General features: G+C 69.1%; 12 protein-coding genes and 1 pseudogene. 7 read left to right on the top strand and 6 right to left on the bottom strand.

The annotated features are described in order from the left end of the window. Nucleotides 1–455: 455 nt before the first annotated feature. A complete protein-coding gene (locus AC5Y2S_RS17315; RefSeq protein WP_499957416.1) occupies nt 456–1,391 on the top strand; it encodes a sensor domain-containing protein in 936 nt (311 codons plus the stop codon). A gap of 21 nt (nt 1,392–1,412) precedes the next feature. Continuing rightward, on the top strand, nt 1,413–2,381 hold the full coding sequence (locus tag AC5Y2S_RS17310; protein ID WP_499957262.1) for an aldo/keto reductase: 969 nt from the start codon (nt 1,413–1,415) through the stop codon (nt 2,379–2,381). Here AC5Y2S_RS17310 and AC5Y2S_RS17305 read toward each other — a convergent pair. The 5 genes and pseudogenes from AC5Y2S_RS17305 to AC5Y2S_RS17285 all read right to left on the bottom strand — a co-directional run bounded on the left by AC5Y2S_RS17305 (nt 2,378) and on the right by AC5Y2S_RS17285 (nt 8,165). Continuing rightward, nucleotides 2,378–3,145, bottom strand: coding sequence for an SDR family oxidoreductase (locus AC5Y2S_RS17305; protein WP_499957415.1), 768 nt, complete (start codon nt 3,143–3,145; stop codon nt 2,378–2,380). The two genes, AC5Y2S_RS17310 and AC5Y2S_RS17305, sit on opposite strands and share 4 nt — an antisense overlap. Before the next feature lie 91 nt (nt 3,146–3,236). Beyond that, the gene (locus AC5Y2S_RS17300) at nt 3,237–5,018 is read right to left on the bottom strand and encodes a diguanylate cyclase domain-containing protein (RefSeq protein ID WP_499957261.1); all 1,782 of its coding nucleotides are present in this window, start codon (nt 5,016–5,018) and stop codon (nt 3,237–3,239) included. Between the two features lie 102 nt (nt 5,019–5,120). Continuing rightward, on the bottom strand, nt 5,121–7,280 hold the full coding sequence (gene glgX, locus AC5Y2S_RS17295; RefSeq protein WP_499957260.1) for a glycogen debranching protein GlgX: 2,160 nt from the start codon (nt 7,278–7,280) through the stop codon (nt 5,121–5,123). A gap of 68 nt (nt 7,281–7,348) precedes the next feature. Continuing rightward, nucleotides 7,349–7,615: pseudogene (locus AC5Y2S_RS17290) on the bottom strand (glutathione-dependent formaldehyde dehydrogenase); the annotation flags it as partial. A 187-nt stretch (nt 7,616–7,802) separates the two neighbouring features. After that, entirely contained in the window at nt 7,803–8,165 is a 363-nt protein-coding gene (locus AC5Y2S_RS17285) for a MerR family transcriptional regulator (protein ID WP_499957259.1), read from the bottom strand. A gap of 153 nt (nt 8,166–8,318) precedes the next feature. On the opposite strand from AC5Y2S_RS17285, the gene AC5Y2S_RS17280 reads away from it, so the two are divergent. Then, on the top strand, nt 8,319–8,768 hold the full coding sequence (locus AC5Y2S_RS17280) for an Hsp20/alpha crystallin family protein (RefSeq protein WP_499957414.1): 450 nt from the start codon (nt 8,319–8,321) through the stop codon (nt 8,766–8,768). A 64-nt stretch (nt 8,769–8,832) separates the two neighbouring features. Then, entirely contained in the window at nt 8,833–9,522 is a 690-nt protein-coding gene (locus tag AC5Y2S_RS17275; RefSeq protein WP_499957258.1) for a PAS and ANTAR domain-containing protein, read from the top strand. Here AC5Y2S_RS17275 and AC5Y2S_RS17270 read toward each other — a convergent pair. After that, a complete protein-coding gene (locus AC5Y2S_RS17270) occupies nt 9,512–10,900 on the bottom strand; it encodes a WS/DGAT/MGAT family O-acyltransferase (RefSeq protein WP_499957257.1) in 1,389 nt (462 codons plus the stop codon). The genes AC5Y2S_RS17275 and AC5Y2S_RS17270 overlap by 11 nt on opposite strands. Nucleotides 10,901–11,013: 113 nt before the next feature. Here AC5Y2S_RS17270 and AC5Y2S_RS17265 point away from each other — a divergent pair, with 113 nt between their 5' ends. The 3 genes from AC5Y2S_RS17265 to AC5Y2S_RS17255 are packed head-to-tail and all read left to right on the top strand — an operon-like array spanning nt 11,014 to nt 17,263. After that, the gene (locus tag AC5Y2S_RS17265; RefSeq protein ID WP_499957413.1) at nt 11,014–12,684 is read left to right on the top strand and encodes an NAD(P)-binding protein; all 1,671 of its coding nucleotides are present in this window, start codon (nt 11,014–11,016) and stop codon (nt 12,682–12,684) included. Then, complete coding sequence (nifJ, locus tag AC5Y2S_RS17260) at nt 12,681–16,253, top strand: pyruvate:ferredoxin (flavodoxin) oxidoreductase (protein ID WP_499957256.1); 3,573 nt, start codon at nt 12,681–12,683, stop codon at nt 16,251–16,253. The genes AC5Y2S_RS17265 and nifJ overlap by 4 nt, the downstream gene beginning before the upstream one ends. Beyond that, a complete protein-coding gene (locus tag AC5Y2S_RS17255; protein ID WP_499957255.1) occupies nt 16,253–17,263 on the top strand; it encodes a dihydroorotate dehydrogenase-like protein in 1,011 nt (336 codons plus the stop codon). Before nifJ ends, AC5Y2S_RS17255 begins: the two co-directional genes overlap by 1 nt. Nucleotides 17,264–17,285: the final 22 nt, after the last annotated feature.

Below are 17,285 nucleotides of genomic sequence, written 5' to 3'. Positions count from 1 at the left end.
GGTTGCGCACCGAGCTGCGCGCACTGTCGCATCTGATCGATCGATTCCGGCTCGCGCAACCGAACTTCACGGCGTCCCCGCCCGTGACGACGAAGCGCCTCCCTCCCCGGATCTTGCACTGAGAAAGTCCTTCGCGGACAGGCCGATTGCGCTCCGCGCCGACCCAGCGTCCCTTGAGTGGCTAAGGCATAGACGTGCGTCGCCGCGACGCCGACGAGCAGGACCGCGCCCAGGCCCGTCACCACCTTGGGCAGGTTGAAGGCGACGTACCCGCCTGCGGTGCGCACGTACCCGGGCGCGGGTTTCTCAAGCACGGACTTAGAGGAATTGCCGCTTCGACGGCGCGCCGCCGCTCGGCTACATTCGGGTCAGGATGCCGGGCTAAGGAGGCCACTGGCGTGAATCCTCAGGATCCCGACGGGTACGGCCCGCTCAGTTACGACCCGCTCGGTCGCATGCCCCCCGCCGGCCCGCCGGTGCAGCCCGTCCTGCCGCTGCCGCCCGCCGAGCCGTACCGCCCGCCGACCAACGCGATGGCCACCCAGTCGCTGGTGTTCGCCTTCGCGTCCCCGCCCGTCGGCGCCGTGCTGGGACATCTGGCGCTGGCGCAGATCCGCCGCACCGGTGAGCTCGGCCGAAACCGTGCGCTCGCCGCGGTGGCGCTGTCCTACGCCTTCATCGGCCTTGTGGTCCTCGCCCTGGTCGCGTGGGGCACCGTGGCCGCGTTCACGTCCGCCCCGAATCGCAGGGCGCCACCGGCCACCACCGTGGCGGCGCCGCCGGGCCCCACGGTCGCGCCGGACACCGTCGCCACCGTCCTGCCCGGCCTGGGTGACCTGAAGACGATCACCGACGACCAGAACCTCGAGTCCGGCCAGACGTGGGACCATCCCTCCCGGTCCGACCGGGAGGGAACCATCGACCGTCCGGAGTGCTGGAGCAGCATCGGCCCCGGGACCCCGGACGCCTACAACGTCGAAGCCATCACCGGCTACCGCGCGGCGGAATTCTCCGACACCCGCAGCCTGCTCAAGTCGGTCCAGGTCATCGAGGCCGTCGCGGCCTTTCGCGACGCGCCGGCCGCGCAGGCGCAGCTGGCGAAGCTGCTGGACGGGTGGCACCGATGCGGCGGCACGACGGTAAGCGTGACGATCCCCGAGGCGGGGGCGATCCCGTTCTCGCTGAGCGCGCCCGCCGACGCGGGCAACGGCGTCACCACGATGGACCTGACGCCCAAAGGCCTCGAGGTGCGCTCCACCCGCGCGGTCGCGGCCAAGGCCAACGTCGTCGTCGACCTGTACGTGTCCTGCAGCGGCACCACCGACGGCACGCGGGCCCGGCAGGCGGCCGCGAGCGTCGCCAACGCGGCGCTGAACAAGATTCCGGGGTAGGGATCTCCTAGGGTGGGCAACATGAAATATCTCGACGTCGACGGGGTCGGGCGGGTCAGCCGAATCGGCCTGGGCACCTGGCAGTTCGGGTCGCGCGAGTGGGGCTACGGCGAGGGCTACGCCTCCGGCGCCGCGCGCGACATCGTGCAGCGCGCACGCGCGTTGGGGGTGACGCTGTTCGACACCGCCGAGGTGTATGGGCTGGGCAAGAGCGAGCGGATCCTCGGCGAGGCGCTCGGGGACGAGCGCGCCGAGGTCGCGGTGGCCAGCAAGGTCTTCCCGGTGGCGCCGTTCCCCGCCGTCATCAAGCAGCGCGAGCGCGAGAGCGCGCGGCGGCTGGGGCTCGAGCGCATCCCGCTCTACCAGATCCACCAGCCCAACCCGGTGGTTCCCGACTCGGTGATCATGCCGGGCATGCGCGACCTGCTCGACGACGGCAAGATCGGCGCGGCCGGCGTCTCCAACTACTCGTTGGCGCGGTGGAAGAAGGCCGACGCCGCGCTCGGGAGGCCGGTGATCAGCAACCAGGTGCATTTCTCGCTCGCCCACGCCGGCGCGCTGGAGGACCTGGTGCCCTTCGCCGAGCGCGAGAACCGCATCGTGATCGCCTGGAGCCCGCTCGAGCAGGGGCTGCTGGGCGGCAAGTACGGCGTGGACAACCGTCCCGGCGGCATCCGCGCGGTGAACCGCTACTTCGGCACCGAGAACCTGCGCCGCATCGAGCCGCTGCTGCAGACGCTGCGCGATGTCGCCGCGCAGGTCGGCGCCAAGCCCGCGCAGGTGGCGCTGGCCTGGCTGATCAGCCTGCCGGGCGTGGTGGCCATCCCCGGCGCGTCCAGCCTCGAGCAGCTCGAGTTCAACGTCGCCGCCGCCGACATCGAGCTGCCCCCGGAGTCCCGCGACGCCCTCACCGACGCGGCGCGCGCGTTCCGGCCGGTGTCCAACGGGCGATTCCTGGTCGACAAAGTGCGCGAACAGCTGGGGGTTTAGGACTGCGTCGTCTCCGCGAACGCCGGCGGGTTCGCCGGGGCGCCCCGCGCCACCACGAGCGGCATCGACGTCGACGCGTTGGTGCGCAGGATCGTGTGGACCACGTCGATCAGGTCTTCGACCGGCATCAGCTTGCCGGGCATGCAGCCGCGCGACGCCCACAGCGGGGCGGCCTTCATCGCGAGGTCCATGTCCCAGCCGGTGGTCATCCCCGTGGCCGCGTCGCCCTCGCCGCCCCCGCATTCCCCGACGATCAGGTTGGTGAAGCCGATGTCGGGATGTTCGGCCCGCCACGCCTCGACGAGCCGCTCGAGGGCCGCCTTGCTGACGCCGTAGGCGCCGAGGCCCGGCCAGGGCGGCCCAAAGGTACCGGCATCGGAGGCGAGGTAGACCACCTTGCCCGCCGACTCGGTCAGGTGCGGCACGGCGGCCGCCGTGACCAGCGCCGCGCCGATCACGTTGGTGTCGAAGACGCGCCGCCAGGTGTCGGCATCGGTGTCCACCAGCCGCGCGAGCGGGCCGATGGCCGGGGTGTAGACGAGGTTGTCGATGCCGCCGAACGCTGCGGCCACACCGGCGACCGCCGACCGGCAGGACCCCTCGTCGGTGACGTCGCATTCGATGGCGATCGCACCCGGGCCCGCCTCCTTCGCCGCGGCCTCGATGCGCTCGCGGCGCCGCGCGAGCAGCGCCACCTGATCGCCGCGCTGCGCCAGGCCGACGCCGATGCAGCGCCCGAGTCCGCTCGACGCGCCCACCACCACTGTCCTTGACATATTTGCCCTCTCTTGTAACGAGCTGCCGTCGGCCAAAACCTACCGGATATCGCCAGTCGCATGGCGAGAGCTCGGCTGATCAGTTGCTTACGACGGTGTTCCGGTGCCCCAACTTGGCCTGGTACATGGCCGCGTCCGCGCGGGCCGTGATCGTGTCCTCGGAGTCCCCGGGAAGGGCAAGCGTGGCGCCGATGCTCAGGGTCGCGGAAAAGGTCTTGCCGGATACGTGGATGGGTTCGGCGGCACTACAGCGAATCTTCTCCGCGATCTGGGCAAGCTCGTCGACGCCGCCGACGCCGGGCAGCAGGACGAGGATCTCGTCGCCGCCCGTGCGGCCGACGGTATCCCCGCGGCGAACGCTCGCTCGAATCCGTTCGGCCAGGGTTGCGAGCACGAAGTCGCCGATGCCGTGTCCCCACGTGTCGTTGATGTCCTTGAAATGGTCCACGTCGCAGAACAACACCCCGACGTGCGTTCCGGCGGGTCGCGTTTGCTCCAGCGCGGAGGCGAGCCGGTCCATGGCCTCCGCCCGGTTCACCAGGCCGGTGAGGGTGTCGAACCGCGCCAACCGTTCGAGCCGCTGCTCCGCCTCGACCTGATCGTCGACGATGCGCACCGCGGCGATCAGACCGTCGGTCTTGCCCTCGGCGTCGACGTACGGTTTCCCGTGGCCCTCGACCCAGTGGTAATGGCCGTCGTCGGAGCGAACCCGGAACCGTTGCAGGACCGATTCGCCGGCCGCGACCCGCCGCAGCGCGGCGATGACCGGCTCGAGGTCCCGCGGATGGATGTGGCGGTTGAAGTCCGAGCCGGTCCAGGCTTGCGGTGGCCGGCCCAGCGCGGCCTCCACGGACGGTGAGATCCACGCGATCTCGCCCTCGCGGAGGTGCACGATGATGTCGACCGCGTTCTCCGCGAGGATGCGATAGCGCATCTCGGCGTCGGCGCGTTCCTTGCTGACCAGCTCCTTCTCTATCAGCAGTTTCTGCTCGCGCTGGCTGAGGTAGAACGTCACCGCCCCGACGACGAGGGTCCCCAGCAGTACCGAAAAGGTCCACTCCGCGTGCTCGCCCAGCCCGAGCCCCAGGAAGACCGGCCGCGACACTGCGACGACGACCGGAAAACCGGCGAGGATCCCCACCAGCCTGAGCAATGACGTCCGGTCGGGCCGGGCGAGCAGCCAGGCGACCGGAAACCGGTCGGGGCGCGCCAGCGACGTCGCGGCGGCGAGCAACAGGAGCGCCAATGCGGTCATGAACGCCTGGCCGGTCGAAGGCGTGTAGCCCACCAGCGCCAAAGCGCCGAACAGGTACGCCCCGACGGTGACCAACGGGATGGCCGCACCCGCCGCCATGCAGGCGGGCCACACCACACGGGTCCACCGATCCGCTCGGATCAGCGCCGCCGCGGCCGCCAGGAGCAGCGCCGATGCCGCCGTCTGCGGGCTCGGGCGACCTGGCCAGGTCTGTTGCGACGCGCGCACGGCGTCGCCGAACCACACCTGGTCCAGGGCCGACGACCCACCCGCCACGTACTCCGCAAGGATCATGGCGGCGAGGCCGCCGACCACCAGGGCGAACCCGCGCCCCGCCCAGACGCGACCCCGCGACGGGCGGCCCGACTGTGCCAGGATCGCCGCACTCAGCGCCGCCAGCCACAACGCGGTCCACGGCATCATCTGCGGCCAGCTCGGATCGACCCGGGTCAGCCGGTCGACACCGGTCGCCCACCCCACCCACGTCGCGGCGGCGAGGGTGAACCCCACCAGCAGGGCACCCCGTCGGCACCAGGCCACATCATTCAGGCACGCCTCGTGTCCCGGCCCGTCCGTCGGCTGCCTTTTCCTCTCCCGCAGCGGCACAACCGAAATTGTGAGCGGGCAGCTAACCCATGTCTGGGGGAAAAGGTAATAGATCCCGGGGCGAAGGTCACCGATGCGTGACCGAGCAATCGTCCGGGCTCGTCAGTCGCCGTCGGGGGCCCGAAGCACCACGGCGGTGTGGGCGTCCACCGCGAGCGTGCCCCCGCCGGGCACCTCCTCGGCGGGCGTCTCCTCCTCGGGCCCGGTGAACACCACCAGGGTCCAGGATGCGCCGAATTCCTTTGGCGGAAGCGTGAATTCGATCAGCTCGTGGTGGGCGTTGAAACACAACAGGAACGAGTCGTCGAGCACCCGCTGCCCCCGCGCGTCGCTGTCGGGGATGCCGTGGCCGTTGAGGAAGACCGCGACGGACTTGGCAAATCCCGCGCCCCAGTCCTCGTCGGTCATCTCCGTGCCCTCGGGCGTGAACCAAGCGATGTCGGGCAGCCCCTCCGGGCCGCGCCGGCCCAGCGGCTTGCCGGAGAAGAACCGGCGCCGGCGGAACACCGGGTGCTGGGCGCGCAGCTCCGAGACCAGGCGGGTGAACTCGAGCAGGCCCGCGTCGGCGTGGGCCCAGTCGATCCAAATGAGCTCGTTGTCCTGGCAGTAGCCGTTGTTGTTGCCGTCCTGGGTACGGCCGAGCTCGTCGCCGTGGGAGATCATCGGCACTCCCTGGGACAGCAGCAGGGTCGTCAGGAAGTTGCGCTGCTGCCGAGCGCGCAACGCATTGACGCCGGGGTCGTCCGCGTCGTCGGTCGGCCCCTCCACACCGCAGTTCCAGGACCGGTTGTGGCTCTCGCCGTCCTTATTGTCCTCGCCGTTGGCCTCGTTGTGCTTTTCGTTATAGGACACCAGGTCGCGCAGCGTGAACCCGTCGTGGGCGGTGACGAAGTTGATCGAGGCCACCGGCCGTCGCGAGGTGTGCTCGTAGAGGTCGGCCGATCCGGACAGCCGGTAGGCGAACTCGTCGAGCGTGGCGGGCTCGCCGCGCCAGAAGTCGCGGACGGTGTCGCGGTACTTGCCGTTCCACTCGGTCCACTGCGGCGGGAAGTTGCCCACCTGGTAGCCGCCCGGCCCGACGTCCCACGGTTCGGCGATGAGCTTGACCTGGCTGACCGTCGGATCCTGTTGCACCAGTTCGAAAAACGTCGCCAGCCGGTCGACGTCGTAGAACTCGCGGGCCAGCGTCGCGGCCAGGTCGAAGCGGAAGCCGTCGACGTGCATCTCGGTCACCCAGTAGCGCAGCGAGTCCATGATCAGCTGCAGCGCGTGCGGGTGCCCGGCGTTGAGGCTGTTGCCGGTGCCGGTGTAATCCATGTAGTAGCGCTTGTCGTCGTCGACCAGCTGGTAGTACGCGGCGTTGTCGATCCCGCGCATGCACAGGGTCGGACCAAGGTGGTTGCCCTCGGCCGTGTGGTTGTAGACCACGTCGAGGATGACCTCGATGCCGGCCTCGTGCAGTGCGCGCACCATCGCCTTGAACTCCTGCACCTGGCCGCCCGGGGACGTGGCGCTGGAGTACTTGAAGTCGGGCGCGAGGAACCCGATTGTGTTGTAGCCCCAGTAATTTGACAGGCCCTTGTCGATGAGGGTCGAGTCGTTGGCGAAGTGATGCACCGGCATCAACTCGATCGCGGTCACGCCGATGCTCTTCAGGTGGTCGATGATCACGGGGTGCGCCACGGCCGCGTAGGTTCCGCGGATCTGCTCGGGGATGTCGGGATGGGTCTGGGTGAGGCCCTTGACGTGCGCCTCGTAGATGACGGTGTCGGCGTACTGGTGGTCCGGCGGCCGGTCGTTGCCCCAGTCGAAGTAGGGGCTGATGACCACCGACTTCGGCATGCTGGGGGCCGAGTCCTCGTCGTTGCGGCTGTCCGGGTCGCCGAAGTTGTAACCGAACAGGGACTGGTTCCATTCGAAGCTGCCGTCGATGGCCTTCGAATACGGGTCCACCAGCAGCTTGTTCGGGTTGCACCGCAGGCCGTTCTCCGGCTCGTAAGGCCCGTGCACGCGGTAGCCGTAGCGCTGGCCGGGTTCGATGCTGGGGATGTAGGCGTGCCAGACGAATCCGTCGACCTCGGGCAGGGCGATCCGGCTCTCGGTGCCGTCCGCGTCGAACAGGCACAGCTCGACGCGCTCGGCCACCTCGCTGAACACCGCGAAGTTGGTGCCCGCGCCGTCGTATGTCGCGCCGAGCGGGTAGGCCCTGCCCGGCCAGACTTCTCCGGTGGGTGTGGGCGCGTGGAGTCCGGGGCCGGTCATGGCGCACTTGATACCCCGCCCGCCCCGGGGTCAAACACTCGTTCGAAATCGCCTGTCTTACAAGGTGCTTAGGGCTTCAGCATGACCTTGACGGCCCCGTCCTGCTTCTTCTGGAAGATCTCGTAGGCGTGCGGGGCCTCGTCGAGCGGCAGCACGTGGGTGGCGAACGTGTCGACGCCCAGCGGATCGTCGTCGGTCAGCAGTCCCATGATGTCGTCGACCCACCTCTTCACGTTGGCCTGCCCCATCCGCAGGGTCACCTGCTTGTCGAACAGGGTGAGCATCGGCAGGGGGTCGGCCATCCCGCCGTAGACCCCGATCAGCGAGATAGTTCCCATCACCCCCTCGAGGGCTTTCCGGCCGGGGCGCCGCGGTGGCGAATCCAAGGCGTCGAGCCATGAAACGAGGCCTACGGGCCAAACAACGAAGTGCAAACATGTGAAACGAACCGCCCCGAAGGCGCCGGCCCGCCGATCATCGCACGGCTCGGTAACACCGTTGGTGGCCAACGGACTTCGCGGGTCAGTCCGCGTTCCTCTCGCCCCCCGCGCCCCTGGCCGCGTTGCGCAGAGTGCGGTTGGAGGACCGCAGATCGGTGTTGACCGCCGACAGCTCGGCGTTGTGGTCTTCCAGGCTCAGGATGCGCGCGATGCCGGCGAGGTTCACCCCGGCGTCGACCAGGGCGCTGATCCGCTGCAGCCGGGCCAGGTCGTCGGCGCTGTAGCGCCGGGTTCCGCCGTCGCTGCGGGCCGGCCTCAACAGACCGTGCCGTTCGTAGAGGCGCAGCGACTGCACCGGGATCCCGGAAAGTTCGGCGGCCACCGAGATTCCGTACACCCCGCGATCCGGCGCCGGCGCGCCGGGGTCGCCAGTGCTCTCGGTCATCGGACATCTCCCCAGGTGGTTCACTCAGGAAATCTGTTTATCACACTTGCGCTCTTCTGTCGACAGTGCTATATCAAATCTATGTCTTCTGACATAGAAAGACACGGAAATACGCCACTTCAGAACCGCAGATTGGAGTGAGAGGTGACCGCCATGCTGATGCGTACCGACCCCTTCCGTGACCTCGACCGATTCGCCCAGCAGGTGCTGGGCACGGCCGCCCGTCCGGCGGTGATGCCGATGGACGCCTGGCGCGAAGGAGAGCAGTTCGTCGTCGAGTTCGACCTGCCTGGCATCGACGCCGACACGCTCGACATCGACATCGAGCGCAACGTCGTGACCGTGCGAGCCGAGCGCCCCGGCGTCGATCCCAACCGGGAGATGCTGGCCACCGAACGGCCGCGCGGAGTGTTCAGCCGCCAGCTCGTGCTCGGCGAAAACCTGGACACCGACAGGATCGACGCGTCCTATTCCGAGGGCGTCCTGCGCCTGCGCATCCCGGTGGCCGAGAAGGCCAAGCCGCGCAAGATTTCCGTCGCGCGCGGCAACGGGCACAAGGCCATCAACGACGACACGGCCAAGAGGGAGGTGATCGACGCCTGACGACCGGCGGGTGGGGCGGCGTTCGACGCCGTCCCACCCTTGCCCAGTGAGGCGAGGTCCCACGATGAAATGGCATCTGGACGGGCAAGCGCCCGACATCGAAGCGGCGCTGGCGGGCGGCGTTCCGCAGCGCGTCGGCTGGTTCCGGTTCCACTTCACCGACCAGCGCTGGGAGTGGTCCGACCAGGTGCAGCGGATGCACGGCTACGAGCCGGGCAGCGTCACGCCGACCACCGAGCTGGTGCTCGCGCACAAGCACCCCGACGACCGCGGACAGGTCGCGGCCACGATCGATCAGATCCTGAACACCCGCCAGGCGTTCAGCACCCGCCACCGGATCATCGACACCGCCGGCAACGTGCGCCACATCGTCGTCGTCGGCGATCAGCTCTTCGACGATCACGGCGACGTGATCGGAACGTACGGGTTCTACGTAGACGTCTCGCCGTCCCGGGAACGTGCCCAGGAGGAGCTGGTCACCGCGCGGCTGGCGGAGATCCGCGAGAACCGCGCCAGCATCGAACAAGCCAAGGGCATGCTGATGCTGGTCTACCGGATCAACGACGACGCCGCGTTCAACCTGCTCAAATGGTTGTCCCAGGAGACGAACGTCAAGCTGCGGCTGCTGGCCGAGCAGATCGCCGAAGACTTCCTGGGCGCCGGCCTGCCGCTCAACTCGCAGGAATTCGACCACCTGCTGCTGACCGCGCACCAGCGCGTCAGCCGCTCCGACGATCGACCCGTCAAGGGCTGACGGAATCGCGGGCGGCGGCCACCAGCTGCGCGACGCCCTTCTCGATCCCGGCGGCGAGCGCCTCGATGTCGGGCGCGGTGTCGTAGTCGGCGGTGATGCCGAAGACGAACGTGTCCGCGTAGCTGAGCATCGCGATGCCGGTGCGCAATTGCAGGGCGATCGGCGGGATCGGAAAGATCTCCAGCACCCGCCGGCCCATCAGTTTCTGTCGCTTGCGTGGACCGGGAACGTTCGTCGCCAGGGCGACCACCGCCCGCTGGGGAAGCCGCGCCAACAGGCGAATCGCCCACGCGGAGAACGCGAACGGCACGTTCTTGGCCGCTGAGATCAGCGCGGTGCCACCCTCGCGCTGGCCGCTGGCCTTCGCCCGGGTAAGCCGGCCGTGCACCAGCCGCAGCTGCTCGACCGGGTCGCCCTCGTCGACCGGCAACAGCGGCAGCATCGCCGAGACCTGGTTGTCGGTCATGTCGAAGTTGTTGGTGGGGCGGACCGAGACCGGAACGAGCGTGCGCAACGAGTTGCGCGCCGGCTGTTCGCCACGATCGATCAGCATCGCGCGGTAGCTGTCGGTGATCGCCGCCAACGCCACGTCGTTGAGGGTCACGCCGAACGCCGTCGCGACCTCCTGCAGATCGGCCAGGCGGACCCGGGCGACACTGAAGCGGCGCATCGCCGTGACCGGACCGTTCAGCGAGGATCCCGGCGTGGGGCTGAACAGGCTGGCCGTCAGTTCGGCGGCGCCCACCGCGACCTGTTCGGCCGTCGCCGCCGCGGCGAGCGCGCTTCGCGCGATCCCACTCACCCAGCTCACCGGGTTGAAGCTGAACTTGGGCAGGCCCAGCCCGCGCGTCGCGGGCTCCTTGGCGGCGCGGATCTCGGTGGCGAACGTGTTGGGCTCGCCGTGTTTGTCGCGGTCGTCGCTGAACCTGGCCAACATCTGCGTCGTCGCGATGCCGTCGGCGATGCAGTGGTGGATCTTGGTCAGCACGGCCCACCGGTCGTCGCTCAGCCCCTCGATGACGTAGCACTCCCACAGCGGGCGCTCGCGGTCGAGCCGGCGCTCCATCACGGCCGCGATCGTCTCGAACAGCTCGGCGTCGCCGCCCGGGTGCGGCAGCGCGAGCCGGTGCACGTGGCGCGCGATGTCGAAGTGCGGGTCGTCCACCCACTCGGGTGCGCCGAGATCGAGCGGGTGCGTCCGCAGGATCTGCGTGCACCGCGGGATGGTCGGCGCGCGTTTGGCGAAGGCGGCGACGAACTCGTCGAAGGCGGGAGCGGGACCCTCCATGATCGATACGCCGCCGACCGCCAGGCTCACGTGTGGGTCGGAGTCCTCCACTTCGAGGAAGGTGGCATCGAGGGCGGTCAATTGCTCCATCTCGCCACTTTCCGCCCCCGGGCGGCCCCGCGGTCAGAGTCAGAAGTCCCCAACTTTCGGGGCCTAATGACGGCAGCGCGGCGGCATACCCCGGCCATATCGTGAGCACCATGATGGCCGGGCGGTCCAGCAGCGATTTCAACGGTTTCGGTGCCGTTGTTCGCGGCGACGCGACCGCCCTGCCCGACTTGCTGCACGGCAGGCCGCGCGCCGGCCCCGTCCGCGATCGCCGCCCGGTCTACGTCGACCTGAGGCCGCCGTGCAACGCCGGGTGCCCCGCCGGCGAGAACATCCAGGCATGGCTCGCGCATGCTCGCGCCGGGCGCGCCGAGGACGCGTGGCGTCAGCTCACCCTCGACAACCCCTTCGCCTCGATTCACGGCCGCGTCTGCTACCACCCGTGCGAATCCGTATGCAACCGCACACATCTCGATTCGTCGGTGTCGATCCACGCTGTAGAGCGGTTCCTCGGGGACACCGCCCGCGAACGGGGTTGGCTCTTCGGGCCGGCACCGCAACCGACGGGCAAGCGCGTTCTCGTCGTCGGGGCCGGGCCCAGCGGGCTGTCCGCCGCCTACCACCTGACGCGGCTCGGCCACCAGGTGGAGGTCCGCGACTCCGGCGCCGAGCCGGGCGGAATGATGCGCTACGGCATCCCGAACTATCGACTGCCCCGCGACGTACTCGACGCCGAGATCGACAGGATCGCCGCGCTCGGCGTGCAGCTGACGTGCGAGCACCGGGTTGACGATCTCGCCGCCGAGCGGGATGCCGGACGCTTCGACGCGGTATTCGTCGCGGTCGGCGCCCATCTCGCCAAACGCGTCGACATCCCGTCCCGCGACGCGGGATCGCTCCTGGACGCCGTGTCGTTCCTACGCGGCGTCGCCTCCGGCGAGCGACCTGACCTCGGCCGCCGCGTCGCCGTCTACGGCGGCGGCGACACCGCGGTGGACGCCGCCCGCGTCGCCCGCCGCCTGGGCGCCGAGGACACCGTCATCATCTACCGCCGTACGGCGGCCCAAATGCCCGCCCACCAGCACGAGGTCGACGAGGCCGAGCGCGAGGGCGTGCGGATCACCTGGTTGCGCACGATCACCGCCTTCGAGGGCCCCGAGCTGCGAGTGGAGCTGATGCGCCTCGACGAGTCCGGACGCCCGTCGCCGACCGGACAATTCGAGACGCTCGCTGCCGACACCGTGATCATGGCGCTGGGCCAGGAGACGGAGTCGGCGTTCATGCGCAGCCTGCCCGGCGTGGAGTTCGACGACGACGGGTCTGTGCGGGTGTCGTCGTCGCTGATGACCGGCTGCCCCGGCGTGTTCGCCGGCGGTGACATGGTGCCCTGCGAACGCACCGTCACGGTCGGCGTGGGGCACGGCAAGAAGGCGGCCCACCACATCGACGCGTGGCTGCGCGGCGGCTCGTGGGAGCGCCCGCCGAAGCACCCGACCGCGGAGTTCGACGGGCTGCACCTGTGGTACTTCGGTGATGCGCACCGGCGCCCACAGCCGGAACTCGCTCCCGCGCAACGGGTCACGGGGTTCGATGAGATCGTCGGCGGCCTGTCGGCGCAGGCCGCGGTATTCGAGGCCGGCCGGTGCCTGTCCTGCGGCAACTGCTTCGAGTGCGACGGCTGCCTGGGCGCCTGCCCGGAGGACGCGGTGATCAAGCTCGGGCCCGGTAACCGCTACCGCTTCGACTACGACAGGTGTACCGGCTGCGCCACCTGCTACGAGCAGTGCCCGGTGCACGCCATCGAGATGACGCCGGAGCCGAGATGACGCGTATCACGGTGGACGGCAACGAGGCCGCGGCCTCGGTGGCCTACCGGCTCAACGAGGTGTGCTGCATCTACCCGATCACGCCGTCCTCGCCGATGGCCGAGCTGGCCGACTCCTGGTCGAGCCAACGGCGGCCGAACGTGTGGGGCACGGTGCCGACAGTGGTGGAGATGCAAAGCGAGGGCGGGGCGGCGGGCGCCCTGCACGGCGCCTTGCAGGGCGGGGCGTTGGCGACGACGTTCACCTCGTCGCAGGGCCTGCTTTTGATGATCCCGAACATGTACAAGATAGCCGGTGAGCTGACCGCGGCGGTGATCCATGTCGCCGCGCGATCCATTGCCGCACAGGGCCTTTCGATATTCGGTGACCACCAGGACGTGATGGCGGTGCGCCAGACCGGCTTCGCGCTGCTGTCGTCGGCCTCGGTGCAGGAAGCCCACGACCTGGCGCTGGTCGCCCAGGCGGCGACGCTGCGCACCCGGGTGCCGTTCGTGCATTTCTTCGACGGCTTTCGCACCTCGCACGAGCTCAACACCATCGACTCCCTCGGCGACGACGACCTGCGCGCCCTGGTCCCCGAGCCGTTGATCCTGGCCCACCGCGACCGCGCGCTGTCGCCGGACCGGCCGTTCATCCGGGGCACCGCGCAGAATCCCGACACCTACTTTCAGGCCCGCGAGACCGTCAACCCGTTCTATGCCCGGGTGCCCGAGGTGGTCGAGGAACTGATGGACGAGCTCGGCCGGCGCACCGGCCGGCCGATGCGCATCGTCGAGTACACCGGGCATCCCGAAGCCGAGCGGGTGCTGGTGCTGATGGGATCCGGCGGGGAGACCGCGGCCGAGACCGTGTCGGCCCTGGGCGCACGCGGCGAACGCGTCGGGGTGGTGCAGGTGCGGCTGTATCGGCCGTTTCCCGCGAAGGCGCTGCTGACGGCGCTGCCCGCCACCGTCCGCGTCGTCGGGGTGCTGGACCGCACCAAGGAACCGGGTTCGCTGGGCGAACCGCTGTACCTGGATGTCGTTGCCGCACTGGCCGAGGCGTACAACGGCGGCGACCGGTCGTCGCTGCCGCGGGTGTGCGCCGGGCGGTACGGCCTGTCCTCCAAGGAATTCACCCCTGGAATGGTGGCGGGCGTGTTCGGCGAGCTGGGCCAGGAGCGGCCGCGGCCGCGATTCACCGTCGGCATCGACGACGACGTCAGCGGCACGAGCATCGACTACGACGCCCGCTTCGACATCGAACCCGCCGACACGGTGCGCGCGGTGTTCTTCGGGATGGGCTCCGACGGCACGGTCGGCGCCAACAAGAACACCATCAAGATCCTCGGCGCCGAGCAGAATCTGTACGCGCAGGGCTACTTCGTCTACGACTCCAAAAAGTCCGGTTCGCAGACCGTTTCGCATTTGCGGTTCGGGCCCGAGCCGATCCACGCGCCCTACCTGGTGCAGCACGCCGACTTCGTCGGCTGCCATCACGAACGGTTCATGCACCAGATCGACGTGCTGGGTCGCGCCGCCCAGGGCGCCGCACTGTTGCTCAACAGCAGGCATGCACCCGAGCGGGTGTGGGACAGCCTGCCGGGCACCGTGCAAAAGGAGATCATCGACAAACAGATCCGGTTGCATGCCGTCGACGCCAGCGCCATCGCCCGCGAGGTCGGGCTGGCCGGGCGGATCAACATCGTCCTGCAGACCTGCTTTTTCGCGATCTCCGGCGTACTGCCCACCGACGAGGCGCTCGCCCGGATCAAGGACAGTGTCGCCAAGTCCTACGCCGGGCAGGGCGCCGACGTGGTGGCCCGCGAAGTCGACGCGGTGGATCGCACCCTGCAGCGACTGCACCGGGTCGACGTCCCCGACCGGATCAGCTCCAGCTACGAGCCCGAGCCCCTCATCCCCGCCGGCGCACCGGATTTCGTGCGCAGAGTGACCGGTGAAATGATCGCGGGCCGCGGGGATGCCGTGCCGGTGAGCGCCCTGCCGGTGGACGGCAGCTATCCCAGCGGCACCGCCGCCTACGAGAAACGCAACATCTCCGACCTCGTCGCGGTGTGGGATCCAGACACCTGCATCCAGTGCGGCAATTGCGCATTTGTCTGCCCGCACAGCGTCATTCGCACCACCTTCTACGACCGGGAGCGACTGCGCGACGCGCCGGAGACGTTTCCCTCAGCGCCGCTCAACGCGGTGGGTGTGCCCGAGACCCGCTACACGCTGCAGGTCTATGTCGAGGACTGCACCGGATGCAATCTGTGCGCGGAGGCCTGCCCGGCCGTCGTCCCAGGCTCGCCGGTCACCAAGGCGATCAACCTGGCGCCGCGCGAGCCGCTGGTCGCCGCGGGACGCGAGAACATCGCGTTCTTCGAAACGCTGCCGGTGGCCAACCGCTCGATGGTGGACTTCGGGACCGTGCGCGGCGCGCAGTTCCTGCAGCCGCTTTTCGAATTCCCCGGCGCGTGCGCGGGTTGCGGGGAGACCCCCTACCTGAAACTGCTTTCGCAGCTGTTCGGCGACCGGTTGATGATCGCCAACGCCACCGGCTGCTCGTCGATCTACGGCGGCAACCTGCCGACCACGCCCTGGACGACCAACTCCGAGGGGCGCGGCCCCTCCTGGTCCAATTCGCTTTTCGAAGACAACGCAGAATTCGGCCTCGGCCTTCGGCTGGCCGCCGACGCTCACCTGCACCAAGCCCGTCAGCTGCTGACCGTACAACGCGAGGTCCTGGGCGCCGACCTCGTCGACGCCATCCTGGCCGCCCCGCAGCAGCGCGAGTCGGAGCTGCACGCCCAGCGCCAGCGCGTGGCCGAACTGGCCGACCGGTTCGACAGGCTTCCGCCCGCGCTCGGCGACGAGTTGCGCAGCGTCATCGATCACCTGATCCGCCGCAGCGTGTGGATCGTCGGCGGCGACGGCTGGGCCTACGACATCGGCGCCGGTGGCCTCGACCACGTGCTGGCCAGCGGGCGCAACGTCAATGTGCTGGTACTCGACACCGAGGTGTACTCCAACACCGGCGGGCAGATGTCCAAGAGCACACCGCTGGGCGCGGTGGCCAAGTTCGCCGCCGCCGGCAAGACGGTACCGCGCAAAGATCTCGCGCTACAGGCCATTTCGTACGGCAACGTCTACGTCGCACGCGTCGCAATGGGCGCCGACCCGCAACAGACCCTGCTGGCCTTCCGTGAGGCCGAGGCCTACGACGGCCCGTCGATCGTCATCGCCTACAGCCACTGCATAGCTCACGGATTCGAGCTGCGTTACGGACTCGACCAGCAACACCGTGCGGTGGCCAGCGGACACTGGCCGTTGATCCGGTACAACCCGGTGCTTCGTGCCACCGGCACACCTCCGTTCCTGCTGGATTCCCACCGCCCCCGCCTCCCGCTTGCCGACTACCGCTACCGGGAACTGCGCTACCGCAGCCTGGCCAACTCCGACCCCGATGAGGCCGAACGGCTCCTGGAGCTGGCGCAGGAGTCAATCGACCAGCGCTGGAGCACCTACGAGGACATGGCTTCCCTTGCCCCGCACCACTTTCCGTCCGACGCACGGAGGACGGACTGATGGACCTGTCCACCCGCTACCTCGGTCTGAACCTGCGCAACCCGCTGGTGGCCTCCGCGTCACCCCTTTCCGCCACGGTCGATGACGTGCGCCGGCTCGCAACCGCCGGGGTCGGCGCGGTGGTGCTGTACTCGCTGTTCGAGGAACAGCTGCGCCGCGAGGCCGCACACAACGAGCGGATGGCGACCCAAGGCAGCGAAAGCTACGCCGAGTCGCTCAGTTACTTTCCGGACACCGTCGACGATGGTCGCAGCGGTCACCGGTATCTGCGGCTCGTCGAGCGCGCGGCCGCCGCGATCGACATTCCCGTCATCGGCAGCCTGAACGCATCGACACCCGGCGGCTGGGCGCGCTACGTGCGCTGGATACAGGACGCCGGCGCGGCAGCGATCGAGCTCAACATCTATTACCTTCCCGGGGACACCGCCGTTACCGGCGCCGAGGTCGAGCAGCGCCACCTCGACGTACTGGCCGAGGCCAAAAGCGCGGCAACGATTCCGGTCGCCGTCAAGCTCAGCCCCTACTTCAGCGCCACCGCCGACATGGCGCACCGCCTGGACGCCGCGGGCGCCGACGGGCTGGTGCTGTTCAACCGGTTCCTGCAGCCCGACATCGACCCCGAGACGCTGTCCATGGTGCGCACCGTCTCCCTGTCAACGCCTTCGGACACACGATTGCCGCTGACCTGGATCGCGTTGCTGCACGGGCGGATACGCGCCTCACTGGCGGCCAGCACCGGCGTCGAGCACGCCGGCGACGTGGCCAAGTATCTGCTCGCCGGGGCCGATGTTGTCCAGTGCGCGTCGGCGTTGCTGCGCCATGGCCCCGACTATGCGGGTGTCCTGTTGCGGGAGTTGAAGAACTGGATGAACCGCAAGCGATTTCACGACCTCAACCAGGTTCGCGGGCTACTGGCCGCCGCCCAAGCGGAGGACTGCGAGGCACAGGAACGCGCGGACTACATCTGGGCATTGCGCAAAGCCAACAGCGGTATCTACGAAACCTATTGAACGCAGCAACCACGGAGGAACA

It is taken from the genome of Mycobacterium sp. NGS69, from assembly GCF_059812165.1.
The sequence above is the reverse complement of the archived record's forward strand: the minus strand, read 5'-3'. Positions and strand labels throughout refer to the sequence as shown.